General features: G+C 66.0%; 14 protein-coding genes. 9 read left to right on the forward strand and 5 right to left on the reverse strand.

Features of this window, described 5'->3' with window-relative positions; all coding sequences use genetic code 11:
• Positions 1 to 16: 16 nt before the first annotated feature.
• Positions 17 to 295: a DUF1653 domain-containing protein gene (locus tag AC07OZ_RS01240; RefSeq protein WP_495465365.1), complete on the reverse strand. Its 279-nt coding sequence runs from the start codon at positions 293 to 295 to the stop codon at positions 17 to 19.
• Between the two features lie 72 nt (positions 296 to 367).
• On the opposite strand from AC07OZ_RS01240, the gene AC07OZ_RS01245 reads away from it, so the two are divergent.
• From AC07OZ_RS01245 to AC07OZ_RS01255, 3 genes are all read left to right on the forward strand, one after another.
• Entirely contained in the window at positions 368 to 1,636 is a 1,269-nt protein-coding gene (locus AC07OZ_RS01245) for an RsmB/NOP family class I SAM-dependent RNA methyltransferase (RefSeq protein WP_495465366.1), read from the forward strand.
• Positions 1,637 to 1,865: 229 nt separating this feature from the next.
• Entirely contained in the window at positions 1,866 to 3,077 is a 1,212-nt protein-coding gene (locus AC07OZ_RS01250; RefSeq protein ID WP_495465367.1) for a DesA family fatty acid desaturase, read from the forward strand.
• Between the two features lie 42 nt (positions 3,078 to 3,119).
• The gene (locus AC07OZ_RS01255) at positions 3,120 to 3,749 is read left to right on the forward strand and encodes a DUF3016 domain-containing protein (RefSeq protein WP_495465368.1); all 630 of its coding nucleotides are present in this window, start codon (positions 3,120 to 3,122) and stop codon (positions 3,747 to 3,749) included.
• A gap of 90 nt (positions 3,750 to 3,839) precedes the next feature.
• Here AC07OZ_RS01255 and rpmG read toward each other — a convergent pair whose 3' ends face one another.
• From rpmG to trxB, 3 genes are all read right to left on the reverse strand, one after another.
• The gene (rpmG, locus tag AC07OZ_RS01260; protein WP_067273562.1) at positions 3,840 to 4,010 is read right to left on the reverse strand and encodes a 50S ribosomal protein L33; all 171 of its coding nucleotides are present in this window, start codon (positions 4,008 to 4,010) and stop codon (positions 3,840 to 3,842) included.
• 22 nt (positions 4,011 to 4,032) lie between these two features.
• Positions 4,033 to 4,266 (reverse strand): 50S ribosomal protein L28, encoded by a 234-nt coding sequence (gene rpmB / locus AC07OZ_RS01265; protein WP_088407487.1) that lies wholly within the window; start codon positions 4,264 to 4,266, stop codon positions 4,033 to 4,035.
• Positions 4,267 to 4,523: 257 nt separating this feature from the next.
• Entirely contained in the window at positions 4,524 to 5,483 is a 960-nt protein-coding gene (gene trxB, locus AC07OZ_RS01270) for a thioredoxin-disulfide reductase (RefSeq protein WP_495465369.1), read from the reverse strand.
• A gap of 192 nt (positions 5,484 to 5,675) precedes the next feature.
• Between trxB and AC07OZ_RS01275 the strand changes: the two genes are divergently transcribed.
• The 5 genes from AC07OZ_RS01275 (at position 5,676) to AC07OZ_RS01295 (ending at position 11,887) form a co-directional block, all read left to right on the forward strand.
• Positions 5,676 to 6,344, forward strand: coding sequence for a Crp/Fnr family transcriptional regulator (locus AC07OZ_RS01275; protein ID WP_088383470.1), 669 nt, complete (start codon positions 5,676 to 5,678; stop codon positions 6,342 to 6,344).
• A gap of 100 nt (positions 6,345 to 6,444) precedes the next feature.
• On the forward strand, positions 6,445 to 8,820 hold the full coding sequence (locus tag AC07OZ_RS01280; RefSeq protein ID WP_495465370.1) for a DNA translocase FtsK: 2,376 nt from the start codon (positions 6,445 to 6,447) through the stop codon (positions 8,818 to 8,820).
• A gap of 26 nt (positions 8,821 to 8,846) precedes the next feature.
• The gene (lolA, locus tag AC07OZ_RS01285; RefSeq protein WP_495465371.1) at positions 8,847 to 9,467 is read left to right on the forward strand and encodes an outer membrane lipoprotein periplasmic chaperone LolA; all 621 of its coding nucleotides are present in this window, start codon (positions 8,847 to 8,849) and stop codon (positions 9,465 to 9,467) included.
• Between the two features lie 21 nt (positions 9,468 to 9,488).
• Positions 9,489 to 10,892, forward strand: a complete 1,404-nt coding sequence (locus AC07OZ_RS01290) for a replication-associated recombination protein A (protein ID WP_495465372.1) — start codon at positions 9,489 to 9,491, stop codon at positions 10,890 to 10,892.
• A 5-nt stretch (positions 10,893 to 10,897) separates the two neighbouring features.
• The gene (locus AC07OZ_RS01295) at positions 10,898 to 11,887 is read left to right on the forward strand and encodes an amino acid ABC transporter substrate-binding protein (protein WP_495465373.1); all 990 of its coding nucleotides are present in this window, start codon (positions 10,898 to 10,900) and stop codon (positions 11,885 to 11,887) included.
• On the opposite strand, the gene AC07OZ_RS01300 is transcribed toward AC07OZ_RS01295, so the two are convergent.
• On the reverse strand, positions 11,802 to 12,821 hold the full coding sequence (locus AC07OZ_RS01300; RefSeq protein WP_495465374.1) for a LysR family transcriptional regulator: 1,020 nt from the start codon (positions 12,819 to 12,821) through the stop codon (positions 11,802 to 11,804). The genes AC07OZ_RS01295 and AC07OZ_RS01300 overlap by 86 nt on opposite strands.
• Before the next feature lie 100 nt (positions 12,822 to 12,921).
• On the opposite strand from AC07OZ_RS01300, the gene sugE reads away from it, so the two are divergent.
• Positions 12,922 to 13,242, forward strand: coding sequence for a quaternary ammonium compound efflux SMR transporter SugE (gene sugE / locus AC07OZ_RS01305; RefSeq protein WP_495465375.1), 321 nt, complete (start codon positions 12,922 to 12,924; stop codon positions 13,240 to 13,242).
• The last annotated feature ends 4 nt before the right edge of the window (positions 13,243 to 13,246 follow it).

The raw sequence follows: 13,246 nt of genomic DNA on the forward strand, positions 1-13,246 counted from the left end.
GAATCTCCGGCCGGCATCAGTCCGGGACCCGGGCGAAGCGGGGCAGCGTCGCACCGTCGATCTCGACGGTGCCGAAGAACATGTCGTAGGGGCGCACCCACAGGCCGCTGTCGTTGTAGAGCGGCGCGTAGAGCACGAGGGGCTCCAGCGTCTCGCTGTGGCGGACGACGCCGCGAACTTCGTATTCGCCGCCCTTGTAGTGCCGGTAACGCCCGGCGGGCGCCTTGGGCAGGGGCTGCAACGGATCGCCCGCGCCGTGCGTGGCGGGGGGCGGGGTCGGGTGGGAGTGGCTCATGAAAAGAGGGGGCGTGGCGTCGGGAACAGGGCAGGACGCGGGCCTGGGCCCGGAGCCTGGGATAATCGGGCGATGCATCCTAATGCCCTTCTTGAACTCTGCGCCGAACTGGTGGACAGCCTGCTGCTGTTCGACAAGCCCGCCGACTCCCTCGTTTCCGACTTCTTCCGCGCGCACAAGGCGCTCGGCCAGCGCGAGCGCCACACCATCGCCGAAACCGCCTATGCCGTGCTGCGCCAGCGTCCGGTGCTGCAGCATTTGGCCCAGTCGGGCCGCGGCCCGATGTCTCGACGCCTGGCGATCCTCGCCTGGGCCGGCAACGAGGCCTTCCTCCGCGCCGCGACCGATGACCAGGAACAGCAGTGGCTCAAGCAGGTGGCGAAGGTCGATCGCAGCAAGCTGCCGGAGAAGCTGCGACACAACCTGCCCGACTGGATCGTCGAGCCGCTGAAACAGCGTCTGGGCGACGAGCAGTTCTGGCAACTGGCGGACGCCGTCAACGTGTCGGCGCCGCTGGACCTGCGCGTGAACCTGCTGAAGGCCAAGCGCGAGGACGTGCAGGCCGAGTTGAAGGAGAAGGGCTTCGCGTCGTCGCCGACGCCGTTCTCGCCCTGGGGCCTGCGACTCGAAGGCAAGCCGGCGCTGCAGAAGCTGGACGTCTTCACCAGCGGCCAGGTCGAGGTGCAGGACGAGGGCAGCCAGCTGCTGTCCCTGCTCACCGAAGCCAAGCGCGGGGAGATGGTCGTCGACTTCTGCGCCGGTGCCGGTGGCAAGACCCTGGCGCTGGGGGCCGCGATGCGCAATACCGGTCGGCTGTACGCGTTCGACGTCTCGGGGCACCGGCTCGACAAGCTCAAGCCGCGCCTGGCGCGCAGCGGGCTGTCCAACGTCTACCCGGTGCAGATCAGCAACGAGCGGGATGAGCGCGTCAAGCGCCTGGCCGGAAAGATCGACCGCGTGCTGGTTGATGCGCCGTGTTCCGGCCTGGGAACGCTCCGCCGGAATCCCGATCTGAAATGGCGGCAGTCACCGAACGGCATCCTGGAACTGCACGACAAGCAGCTGGCCATCCTGAACAGCGCCTCGCGCCTGCTCAAGCCGGGTGGCCGCCTGGTCTATGCGACATGTTCGTTGCTTGACGCGGAGAACGAGTCGGTGGCTGAAGCCTTCGCCCTGGCGCACCCGGAGTTCACGCTCGTGCCCGCGCAAGACGTGCTCACCCATGCGCAGGTCGATGCGACTCAGGCGGCGCAACTGTCCGAGAACGGTTATCTGCGCCTGTGGCCTCATCGCCATCAGAGCGACGGCTTCTTCGCCGCGGTCTGGGAGCGGAAAAAGTAAATCGGTCGACCCGAACGCGCCACGGCGGGAGGGGCGCGTTTGTTTCTGATTGCGAACAAGTGGCCGTTGATCGATCACGACTTCCGGCCCTTCCGGTCCGGAAGCGTCAAAAGACCGGCGGGAAAGCCGCTTACATTCGGGCGATTTCTAGAGTGCGTCGCCTACAATCGGGGCTTCCTGTGGACAACTGGCTCCTCGCGAGCAGGGTTAGGACCGAATGAACGTATTGATGTCTGTGCACGACGCCATCCTGGCGTGGATGATCGACGGCCTCACCGGCGCCAACTGGTGGCAGATCGTGGTCTTCACCTTGGTGGTGACGCATATCACCATTGCTGGCGTGACGATCTTCCTGCACCGCGCCCAGGCGCACCGGGCGCTCGACCTCGGGCCGATCCCCTCCCACTTCTTCCGCTTCTGGATGTGGCTGACGACCGGCATGGTCACTCGCGAATGGGTCGCCATCCACCGCAAGCATCACGCCAAGTGCGAGACCGAGGACGATCCTCACAGCCCCGTCACCCGCGGCATCAAGACGGTGATGACGCGCGGCGCCGAGCTGTATCGCGCTGAAGCGAAGAACGAGGAAACGATCAGGAAGTTCAGCCATGGCGTGCCGGACGACTGGATCGAGCGTCACGTCTACACCGGCCGTTCGGTCTGGGGCGTGTCCCTGATGATGATCATCGACCTGGCGCTGTTCGGCGTGGCCGGCATGGCGGTCTGGGCGATTCAGATGGCCTGGATCCCGTTCTGGGCTGCCGGCGTGATCAACGGCGTCGGCCACTACTGGGGCTATCGCAACTTCGAGGCGCAGGATGCGTCGACGAACGTTTCGCCGTGGGGCGTGATCATCGGCGGCGAGGAGCTGCACAACAATCACCACACCTATCCGACGTCGGCCAAGTTCTCGGTCAAGCCGTTCGAATTCGACATCGGCTGGGGCTACATCCGCGCGATGGAAATGATCGGCTGGGCGAAGGTTCGCAAGACCGCGCCGCAGATCAAGACGGGCGAGCTCAAGGCCGTGGCCGACAAGGACACGCTGGAGGCCATCATCGCCAACCGCTATGAAGTGATGGCGCGTTACGCGCGCGGGCTGCGTGGCGCCTGCAAGGCCGAGCTGCTTCAGTTGAAGGCGGCTGGCGAGCAGCACAGCGTCAAGTTCCATCAGTTCAAGCTGGCCACGCGCTGGCTGCATCGTGACGCCGAGAAGATTCCGGCGGCCTATCAGGAGCAGTTGGACGGCGCCCGTGCAGCGAGCCCGGTGCTCGACAAGCTGGTGACGATGCGCGAAGAACTGCGTCAGCTGTGGACCCGCACGAACGTCTCGGCCGAGCAACTGGTGCATGACCTGCAAGCCTGGTGCCGCAAGGCCGAGGAGAGCGGCATCGCCGAACTCAAGGCCTTCGCTACGGGCCTGCGCACCGTGCGTGCCTGATCGACAGGCAACACATCGAGCCCGGGTGAGCCGTCCAGAGTGATGGCCGACACCCAGGCGCAGATGAAGCAATGCAAAGGGCGCCCCTACAGGGCGCCTTTTTTCTTGGCGACGCCCATAATTTGTCCGGACTCTTCAGACAAGGAGATTGACATGATGGCCTCGACCCTTTTCAAGCGTGCTGTGCTGGCCGGCCTGACGACCGTGAGCCTGGGCGCGATCGCTGCGGCTGCTCAGGCGCAGGCGGAAGTCAACTTCATCAAGCCGGAGAATTTCTCCGACATCGGCTGGGTCGGCGTGGACCGCGACAACGCCATGAAGCAGTTGGAAGACCACTTCAAGGCGCTCGCGGCGCGCGAGCTGCCGGGCAAGCAGCTCAAGATCGACGTGACGGATGTGGATCTGGCGGGTGAAGTGGAGCCACGTGTCCGCTCGGATCGGCTCCGGATTCTTCGGTCGGTGACGATCCCGCGCATGAGCTTCAGCTACACGCTCAGCGAGAATGGCCAGGTCCTGAAGTCTGGCAAGGCCGACCTGAAGGACATGGACTACCAGAACGGCGTCGGCAACCGCTACTTCGACTCCGAGCCGCTGCGCTACGAGAAGAAGATGATCGACGACTGGATGGCTCGTGAGTTGCTTGGCAAGGCGCACCTGCCGCCAACCCGCTGATCACGAGGGGGCTGCTGGGGCGGCCTCTTTCAAGCGCCCATGAAAAAACCCGCCGAGAGGCGGGTTTTCTTCTTCAAGGACCGGGCCGAATCACTTCAGCTTGGTTTCCTTGTACAGCACGTGCTTGCGTGCCTTGGGGTCGAACTTCATGAATTCCAGCTTTTGGGGCGTGGTCTTCTTGTTCTTGTTGGTGGTGTAGAAATGACCGGTGCCGGCAGTGGATTCCAGCTTGATCTTCTCGCGTCCGCCTTTGGATGCCATGGTGTCGCTCCTGGTTCAGTGATTAGGCTTGACCGCGCGAGCGCAGGTCGGCCAGCACGGCGTCGATGCCCTTCTTGTCGATCAGACGCAGACCTGCGTTGCTGATGCGAAGACGGACCCAGCGGTTTTCGCTCTCGACCCAGAAACGGCGGTATTGCAGGTTCGGGAGGAACCGGCGCTTGGTTTTGTTGTTGGCGTGGGAAACGTTGTTCCCGACCATGGGCTTCTTGCCCGTGACTTCGCAGACGCGTGCCATGAGGACACTCCGATACTTGTCATCCGGCGACCGTCCCAATCGTCCCGACCTTGCTGTCGAGTCGCGGGCGGCGGCCTCACCTCGCCATAGGGTGGCGGTATCCCATCTTCCTCGCGTCAAGATCCTTCACAGGTTGATGGCGCGGGGAAACGAAGAGTGTAGCAGAAACAGACCGGCCCGCGCAAAGGCGGGCCGGTCGGCAGGCCTTGGAGAGGCGCCCGCCAGCGGGGCACCGCATCCGGGACGCTCGCGAAGGATCAGGCCGACTCCTGCTCCAGGAAGCGCTGCGCATCCAGCGCGGCCATGCAGCCCGTCCCGGCGCTGGTGATGGCCTGGCGATAGACATGGTCTTGCACGTCGCCGGCGGCGAATACGCCCGGCACGCTGGTCATCGTGGCGAAACCTTCCAGGCCGCTCTTCGTGCGGATGTAGCCGTCCTTCATCTCGATCTGGCCTTCGAAGATGTCGGTGTTGGGCTTGTGGCCGATTGCGATGAAGCAGCCTTGCAGCTTGAGGTCGGTCGTCGTGCCGTCTTGCGTGCTCTTGATCCGCACACCGGTGACGCCGCTGGCGTCGCCCAGCACCTCGTCCAACGTGTGGAAGACGTGCAGTTCGATCTTGCCGGCCTTGACCTTGTCCATCAGCTTGTCGACCAGGATGGGCTCGGCGCGGAACTTGTCGCGGCGGTGGATCAGGTGGACCTTGCTGGCGATGTTGGAGAGGTAGAGCGCCTCCTCGACGGCGGTGTTGCCGCCGCCGACGACGCAGACTTCCTGCTCGCGATAGAAGAAGCCATCGCAGGTCGCGCAGGCGCTGACGCCGCGGCCCATGAACGACTCCTCGGACGGCAGGCCCAGGTATTGCGCGGAGGCGCCGGTGGCGAGGACCACCGCGTCGGCCGTGTAGACCGCGCTGTCGCCGGTCAGCGTGAACGGACGCTTGGAGAAGTCGACGCTGTTGATGTGGTCGAAGACGATCTCGGTCTGGAAGCGTTCGGCGTGCTCCTGGAAGCGCTGCATCAGTTCGGGACCCTGCACGCCCATCACATCGGCCGGCCAGTTGTCCACTTCGGTCGTGGTCATCAACTGACCCCCTTGCGCCATGCCCGTCACCAGAAGCGGCTTCAAGTTGGCGCGCGCCGCGTAGATGGCGGCGGTGTAGCCGGCGGGGCCGGAACCGAGGATCAACAGTTGGGCGTGACGGGTGTTTTGGCTCATGACGGGGGAGATGGGGATGCGTTCAGCGGACGCAAGGGACGACAGCCTAAGGGGGACGATGGGCGCCCTATGGCGTTGACCCTATGAACAGGCGTGAACAAATTGGCACAATGCATCCATTCTAGGTGGCGGGTCCCTCTGCCATCCTGAGATCCACGATTGACCCTAACCCCCGACAGGAGGCACCCCTTCATGGCCATGTTGTCCAATTTGGATCTGATCCGCAGGGTTCCCTTGTTCTCCCTGCTGACCGCCGACCAGGCCCAGTCCATCGCGGACAGCGTCGTCAAACGGCGCTTCAAACGCGGCGAGTTGATCGTCGAGCAGGGCACCAAGTCCAACGCGCTCTTCATCCTGCTCAACGGGCGCGCCCGCGTGCTGACCGCGGACAGCCGCGGCCGCGAAGTCATCCTCGCCGTGCTGCAGCCGGGCGACTACGTCGGCGAGATGAGCCTCATCGACAACGAGCCGCATTCGGCCACGGTCCGCGCCGAGGTGCAGACCGACATGCTCGTGCTGGGCCGCGCCGATTTCGGGCGCGGACTGCCGGAGTCGTCGAGCCTGGCCTACGGCATCCTGCGTGGCCTCGTCGCGCGGCTGAGAAACGCCGACCGCCAGATCGAATCGCTCGCGCTGCTCGACGTCTATGGTCGCGTGGCTCGCACGCTGCTGGACATGGCCGAGGAAGAGAAGGGCGTGAAGATCATCCGCGGCAAGGTGTCGCGTCAGGACATGGCCAAGGTCGTCGGCGCGTCGCGCGAGATGGTCAGCCGCGTCATGAAGGACCTGGAAGACAAGGGCGTCATCGAGACGCTCGAGAACGGCTCCGTGGTCATCAAGGAACGCCTGCAGCACGACTGAGGTCCGCGTTGAGGCGCCATCGACCGGCGCTTCAACGTTTCTTCACCTTGGCAGGGAGCCTCGTGTCCGGGACGCGGGGCGAGTGCGTCACAATCGAGGCATGAGTTTTCCCGGTTCCCTGCTGGGCGGCGGTGACGACGCCGCGCCGACCGAGCGCCCCGCGCCGGCACGCAAGTCCAAGAAGGCCGCGCCGCCTGCCGCGCCGCCCGCGCCCCCCAGCCCGCTGCGCACGCCGCTGTGGCTGCTGATCGGCGCGCTCGTGTGGTGCCTGGTCTTGCTCGCGATGGTCAGTCATGACCGAGCGGATGCCGCCTTCAGCACGGCCGGCAGTTCGGCGCCGGCGCACAACCGTGTCGGCACGCTCGGCGCGTGGATCTCCGACCTGATGCTGTTCGGCTTCGGCTACTCCTGCTGGTGGTTGATGCTCGTGTCGTTGCGCGCCTGGCTGAGCGGCCTGGCGCGCATGCTGCGTGCGGACGGCTCGACCATTCCCACCCTCAAGGATCGCCTGCCCGCCATTGCCGGCGTCGTCCTGTTGATGGCCGCGAGTTGTTCGCTGGAATGGACGCGCCTGTGGCGATGGGACGTCTACCTGCCGGGTGGCCATGCGGGCGGCGTGCTCGGTTATCTGCTGGGACCGTTCAGCATGAAGCTCCTGGGCTTCGCGGGATCGGGTGTCGTGTGGATTGCGGCGCTGGTGGCCGGCGTGTCGCTGGCGCTGAAGTTCTCCTGGCTGCGCGTGGCCGAACAGATCGGAACCAAGATCGAGCGTCTGATCGAGAAGCGCGAGGTCCGTCGCGAGATCGCCGAGGACAAGCGCGTCGGCAAGGAAGCCAAGCGCGAGCGCGAGGCGGTCGTCGAGGTGGAACGCCTGGTCGAGGAAGAGCATCACATCCCGATCGTCATCGAGCCGCCGGTCGCCGAGGTGCCGAAGTCCACGCGCGTCATCAAGGAGCGCCAGCAGACGCTGTTCACCGACCCGACCGACGCGAAGCTGCCGCAGGTCGACCTGCTGGATGCGCCGCCGCCGCGCGTCGAGACGGTGACGCCTGAATCGCTGGAGATGACCAGCCGCATGATCGAGAAGAAGTTGAAGGACTTCGGTGTCGATGTGCGGGTGGTGGCGGCCTCTCCGGGGCCGGTGATCACGCGCTACGAGATCGAGCCGGCGACCGGCGTGAAGGGCTCGCAGATCCTGGGCCTGGCCAAGGATCTCGCGCGTTCGCTGAGCCTGACCTCGATCCGCGTCGTCGAGACCATCCCGGGCAAGAACTACATGGCGCTGGAGTTGCCGAACGCGCGCCGCCAGACCATCCGATTGTCCGAGATCCTGGGCTCCCAGGTCTACGCCGACGCCGCGTCGCCGCTGACGATGGGCCTGGGCAAGGACATCGTCGGCCTGCCCGTGGTGGCCGATCTGGCCAAGATGCCGCACTGCCTGGTGGCCGGCACGACCGGCTCGGGCAAGTCGGTGGGCATCAACGCGATGATCCTGTCGGTGCTCTACAAGGCCGAGGCCCGCGATGTCCGCCTGATCCTGATCGATCCGAAGATGCTGGAAATGAGCGTCTACGAGGGCATCCCGCATCTGCTGGCACCGGTCGTGACCGACATGAAGCAGGCCAGCAACGCGTTGAACTGGTGCGTCAACGAAATGGAGCGCCGCTACAAGCTCATGTCCAAGATGGGCGTGCGCAACCTGGCGGGCTTCAACAAGAAGATCGCCGACGCGGCCGAGCGCGAGGAGAAGATCCCCAATCCGTTCAGCCTGACGCCGGAAGAGCCGGAACCGCTGGAGCGGCTGCCGCACATCGTCGTCGTCATCGACGAACTGGCCGACCTGATGATGGTCGTCGGCAAGAAGATCGAAGAGTTGATCGCGCGCCTGGCGCAGAAAGCGCGCGCGGCCGGCATCCACCTGATCCTCGCGACGCAGCGTCCGTCGGTCGACGTGATCACCGGCCTGATCAAGGCCAACATCCCGACGCGGCTGTCCTTCCAGGTGTCGAGCAAGATCGACTCGCGGACCATCCTCGACCAGATGGGCGCCGAGGCGCTGCTGGGCATGGGCGACATGCTCTACATGGCCTCGGGCACCGGCCTGCCGGTGCGGGTGCACGGCGCGTTCGTCAGCGACGACGAGGTGCATCGCGTCGTCGAGTACCTGAAGGAACAGGGCGAGCCCAACTACATCGAAGGCATCCTGGAGGGCGGCGTGCTCGACGGCGATGGCGGCGGCGACGGACTGCCCGGCCTGACGGCGGGCGGCGACGGCGAGTCCGATCCGATGTACGACCAGGCCGTGGGCATCGTGCTGCAGCACAAGCGGGCGTCGATCTCGCTGGTGCAGAGACACCTGCGCATCGGGTACAACCGGGCCGCCCGTTTGCTGGAGCAGATGGAGAAGTCCGGTGTCGTCTCGGCGATGGCCACCAATGGCAACCGCGACATCATCGTGCCCAAGCGGGATGACTGATCGCGACGTAGATGAAGGTCTCTCCCATGTTCCGACCCTTGACCCGAAGCATCGCGGCGATCGCCGTCTGCTTCACGACCCTGGCCCACGCCGACGGCGTGAGCGCGCTGCAGCAGTTCGTCAGCGAAGTGAAGAGCGGCCGCGCGACGTTCACGCAGACCGTGACCGCGCCTGACGGCAAGCGCAAGAAGACGACGACGGGCACCTTCGAGTTCCAGCGTCCGAACCAGTTCCGCTTCAGCTATGCCAAACCGGCCGAGCAATTGATCGTGGCCGACGGCAAGGAAGTGTGGATCTACGACCCCGACCTGCAGCAGGCCAGCGTCCGCAACATGGACCAGGCATTGGGCGCAACGCCGGTGTCGCTGCTGGCGGGTGGGGACCTGTCGAAGGACTTCACGCTGAAGTCGTTGCCGGCGGCGAACGGACTGGACTGGGTCCAGGCCACGCCCAAGCGCAACGACAGCGGCCTCCAGAGCCTGAAGCTCGGATTCAAGGGGCGCGAATTGGGCGCGTTGGAGATCGTCGACGGTTTCGGCCAGCAATCGGTGATGCAGTTCAGCGCGATCGAACCCAATGCCAAGGTGTCGGCCGACCGGTTCCGCTTCAACCCGCCGCCGGGTACCGACATCGCGCGCCAGCCCTGAGCGGCGCCTGAGTCAGCATCGATGAGCAACGCGTCGCTCTTTCCGGACGAGTTCGATGCCGTCCCCAGCGGACGGCAGACGGCGGCCACGACCAGCCAGCACGCGCCGCTGCCGGAACGGCTGCGACCGCGCAAGCTCGACGAGGTCGTCGGCCAGCGCCACCTGCTGGGCGAGGGCATGCCGCTGCGTGTCGCGCTCGAGAGCGGCCGGCCGCATTCGATGATCCTGTGGGGGCCGCCGGGCGTCGGCAAGACGACGTTGGCGCGCTTGATGACGCAGCACTTCGACGCACAGTTCATCGCGATCTCCGCGGTCCTGGGTGGTGTCAAGGACATCCGCGAGGCGGTCGACCGCGCGCAGGTCGCGGCAGGGCAGGGCCGGCGCACGATCGTGTTCGTGGACGAGGTCCACCGCTTCAACAAGGCGCAGCAGGATGCCTTCCTGCCGCACGTCGAGTCGGGGCTGTTCAGCTTCATCGGTGCGACGACCGAGAACCCGTCGTTCGAAGTGAACTCGGCGCTGCTGTCGCGGGCGACGGTGCATGTGCTGAAGTCGCTGGACGAGCAGGACATGCGAGAGCTGCTGACGCGCGGCCGTGAAGCGCTTGGCGCGCCGCCGGTGAACGAGGCTGCCACGCTGCGGCTGATCGGTTACGCGGACGGCGATGCGCGGCGTCTGTTGAACACGCTGGAGACCGTGGCTCAACTGACACCGCCCGGCACGGCGGAGATCGACGAGGCGCTGCTGGAGCGCACGCTCGGCGAGCAGTTGCGGCGCTACGACAAGGGCGGGGACCAGTTCTACGACGTGATCTCGGCGCTGCACAAGTCGGTGCGCGGCTCGCATCCGGATGCGGCGCTGTATTGGCTGGTGCGGATGCTCGACGGCGGTGTCGACGCGCGCTACATCACGCGTCGGCTGGTCCGGATGGCGAGCGAAGACATCGGCAACGCCGATCCGCGCGCACTGCGGATCTGCCTGGACGCGGCCGAAACCTATGAGCGCCTCGGGACGCCGGAGGGCGAGCTCGCGCTGGCGCAAGCGGTCGTCTACCTGGCGATCGCGCCGAAGTCGAACGCCGTCTACAACGCCTACAACCAGGTGCGCGCGTTGATCAAGCAGGACAGCTCGCGGCCGGTGCCGGTACACCTGCGCAATGCGCCGACCCGGCTCATGAAGGAGCTCGGCTACGGCAAGGCCTACCGCTACGCGCATGACTTCCCCGGCGCGTACGTGGCCGGCGAGCAGTACCTGCCGGACGGTCTTGAGGATGAGCGCTTCTATGAACCCGTGCCACGCGGGCTGGAAATCAAGATCGGGGCGCGGCTCGACGAACTGCGGCGGCTCGACGCCGGGGCGCTTGGGCAGGATGACGGCGGTGGTCAGAGCGGCGGCGCCAGCATCGGCGACGACGGCGAGGCCTGATCGATATGAGCTCGCGGATCGTCAGCGTCGTGGCCGCGTTGATCCTGGCGCTGGGGTCGACGATCGGCGTGCCTTCCGCAGACGCTGCGCCCGTCAAGCCGAAGCTCATGGCGCCATCGCCGTCGGCATCCAGCCCTGCGCAACCGCCCGAGGGCCCGACGCTCACGCGCATCCGCGAAACCGGCGTCGTCGTCATCGGCTATCGGCCGGCCTCGGCGCCGTTCAGCTACCTCGACGCGCAGTTGCGGCCGACGGGCTATTCCGTCGAGCTGTGCGAGCGCGTGATCGCCTCGCTGCGCGTGAAGCTCAAGCTGCCGGACCTGGAGGTGCGTCGCGTCGCGGTGGGCTCGGCGACGCGGATGCCGATGGTCAGCAACGGCACGCTGGACATGGAGTGCGGTATCACGACCAACACCGCCGAGCGTGCGCGCAGCCAGGCGTTCTCGGTGACCATCTTCGTGGCCGAGACCAAATTGATGACCCGGCACGGCGAGAAGGTGCAGAGCCTGCTCGACCTGCGCGGCAGACCGGTGGTGAGCACCATCGGCACGACCAGCATCCAGCACCTGGCCAAAGTCAATGAACAGCAGGGATTGAACATCCGCATCGTTGCCGGACTGGACGACCCGGACGCGTTCCAGCTGCTGCGCAGCGGCCGCGCCGATGCGTTCATGATGGACGACGTGATCATCCGAAGCCTGCTGGCGCAACAGGGCGCGGCGGTCTCGGCGGATGACTATGTGATCTCCGATCGGGCGCTCACGGTGGAGCCCTATGCGATCGGACTCAATCGCGATGATCCGATGTTCAAGACGATGGTCGACGACGTGCTGATCGGCCTTTACCGCAGTGGTGAGATCCACTCGATCTACAAGCGCTGGTTCGAGTCCCCGCTGCCACCGACGGGCATCAACCTGAAGCTGCCGATGAACGCCGCTTTCCGGCGCGTGGTCGCGCAGCCGACGGATTCACCGGATCCGGAGCGTTACCGCTGAGCGGCGTTCCGGACGGCGTCCGATCGCCGGCGAGGGCGCCGGAACACCCGTCGCGGCCATCCAGCAGTTCGACGAAGCGTCGCGCGGCGAGTCCGAGCGGACGCGTCTGCGTCCAGACAACGTCGACGTAGAGCTGCAGCGCCGTCGTGAAGTTGCCCGCAGGAATCTGCACCAGCTCCCCCGAGGCCAGCGCCGCGCGCACGAATCCCGAAGGCAGCCACGCCCATCCAAGGCCCGCGGCCACCATCCTCAGCGCTGCCACCGGGCTGTCGGTGCGCCACTGCACGCGGGACACGGCGATCCGCTTGTCGACGTCGCAGGCGTCGCGGCCGGCGACGAGGATCTGGCGTTCGGCAATGAGGTGCTCGTCGCGGAGCGCGGACGGCTCGTGCGCGAGCATCGGATGCGTCGCCGCCACGACGGCGATCAGCGTCTCGCGGGCCACTTCCTGGAACTGCTCCGACGGGTCGAGGCCTTGGCGCTCGAAGACCAGGGCCAGTTGGGCGCGCCCCGACTTCAGCATGGCGAGCGCGTCGGCCTGCGGTGCCGTCAGCACTTCGACGTCCAGCAGCGGGAACTCGGCCGACAGCGTCGTCAGCGCGTCGCTCCATGGGGTTGCGGCGACGAGTTCCGGCACGACCGCGATGGTCAGCGAGGGCTCCAGTCCCTGGGTCATCGACAGCGCGTGGCGGTTGAGTTGACCGAGTTGCTCGGCCAGCCTGCGGGCCTGCGGCACCAGCGCGAGGGCCTGCGCGGTGGGAACGGGTTCTCGACCGGTGCGATCGAAGAGCGCGAGGTCGAGCTGCGCTTCCAGGTTCGCGATCGTCATGCTGACGGCCGACGGCACGCGGCCGAGTGCACGCGCCGCGGCGGAGAACGATCCGTGATCGATTGCAGCGAGGAAGACGCGGAGATTGTCGAGATCGAAAGCCAAGGCAAGATCCTTGATCTGTCAGCGGATCTGATTGATCCTGACTTTAACTATCAGGAATCTGAACATACAGTCATGTCCGTCTACTTTCAAGGAGATGGCGATGGTGTGGGGTGTGTTGTTTCTGGCCGGGCTGTTCGAGATCGGCTGGGCGGTGGGTCTGAAGTACACCGAAGGATTCTCGCGACCCTGGCCGACGCTGGGCACCATCACTGCGATGGTGGTGAGCGTCGTGTTGCTGGGCTGGGCGCTGAAGCACCTGCCTGTCGGCACGGCCTACGCGGTATGGACGGGCATCGGCGCCGTCGGGACCGCGATCGCGGGCATCGTGCTGCTGGGCGAGTCGGCGTCGCTGGCGCGGTTGGCCTGTATCGGCCTGATCGCGGCAGGCATCGTCGGACTGAAGATGGTCACACCGCAGTGAGCCT

The organism is Roseateles sp. GW821-FHT09G03 (assembly GCF_059416045.1).

What these genes read in the sequence shown, in the direction of transcription:
- rpmB (WP_088407487.1), bottom strand. Translation starts at nt 4,266, where the DNA reads ATGGCACGCGTCTGCGAAGTCACGGGCAAGAAGCCCATGGTCGGGAAC.
- lolA (WP_495465371.1), top strand. Translation starts at nt 8,847, where the DNA reads ATGTTCCGACCCTTGACCCGAAGCATCGCGGCGATCGCCGTCTGCTTC.
- AC07OZ_RS01255 (WP_495465368.1), top strand. Translation starts at nt 3,120, where the DNA reads ATGGCCGACACCCAGGCGCAGATGAAGCAATGCAAAGGGCGCCCCTAC.
- AC07OZ_RS01295 (WP_495465373.1), top strand. Translation starts at nt 10,898, where the DNA reads ATGAGCTCGCGGATCGTCAGCGTCGTGGCCGCGTTGATCCTGGCGCTG.
- AC07OZ_RS01280 (WP_495465370.1), top strand. Translation starts at nt 6,445, where the DNA reads ATGAGTTTTCCCGGTTCCCTGCTGGGCGGCGGTGACGACGCCGCGCCG.
- AC07OZ_RS01245 (WP_495465366.1), top strand. Translation starts at nt 368, where the DNA reads ATGCATCCTAATGCCCTTCTTGAACTCTGCGCCGAACTGGTGGACAGC.
- AC07OZ_RS01275 (WP_088383470.1), top strand. Translation starts at nt 5,676, where the DNA reads ATGGCCATGTTGTCCAATTTGGATCTGATCCGCAGGGTTCCCTTGTTC.
- AC07OZ_RS01290 (WP_495465372.1), top strand. Translation starts at nt 9,489, where the DNA reads ATGAGCAACGCGTCGCTCTTTCCGGACGAGTTCGATGCCGTCCCCAGC.
- sugE (WP_495465375.1), top strand. Translation starts at nt 12,922, where the DNA reads ATGGTGTGGGGTGTGTTGTTTCTGGCCGGGCTGTTCGAGATCGGCTGG.
- AC07OZ_RS01250 (WP_495465367.1), top strand. Translation starts at nt 1,866, where the DNA reads ATGTCTGTGCACGACGCCATCCTGGCGTGGATGATCGACGGCCTCACC.
- AC07OZ_RS01240 (WP_495465365.1), bottom strand. Translation starts at nt 295, where the DNA reads ATGAGCCACTCCCACCCGACCCCGCCCCCCGCCACGCACGGCGCGGGC.
- trxB (WP_495465369.1), bottom strand. Translation starts at nt 5,483, where the DNA reads ATGAGCCAAAACACCCGTCACGCCCAACTGTTGATCCTCGGTTCCGGC.
- rpmG (WP_067273562.1), bottom strand. Translation starts at nt 4,010, where the DNA reads ATGGCATCCAAAGGCGGACGCGAGAAGATCAAGCTGGAATCCACTGCC.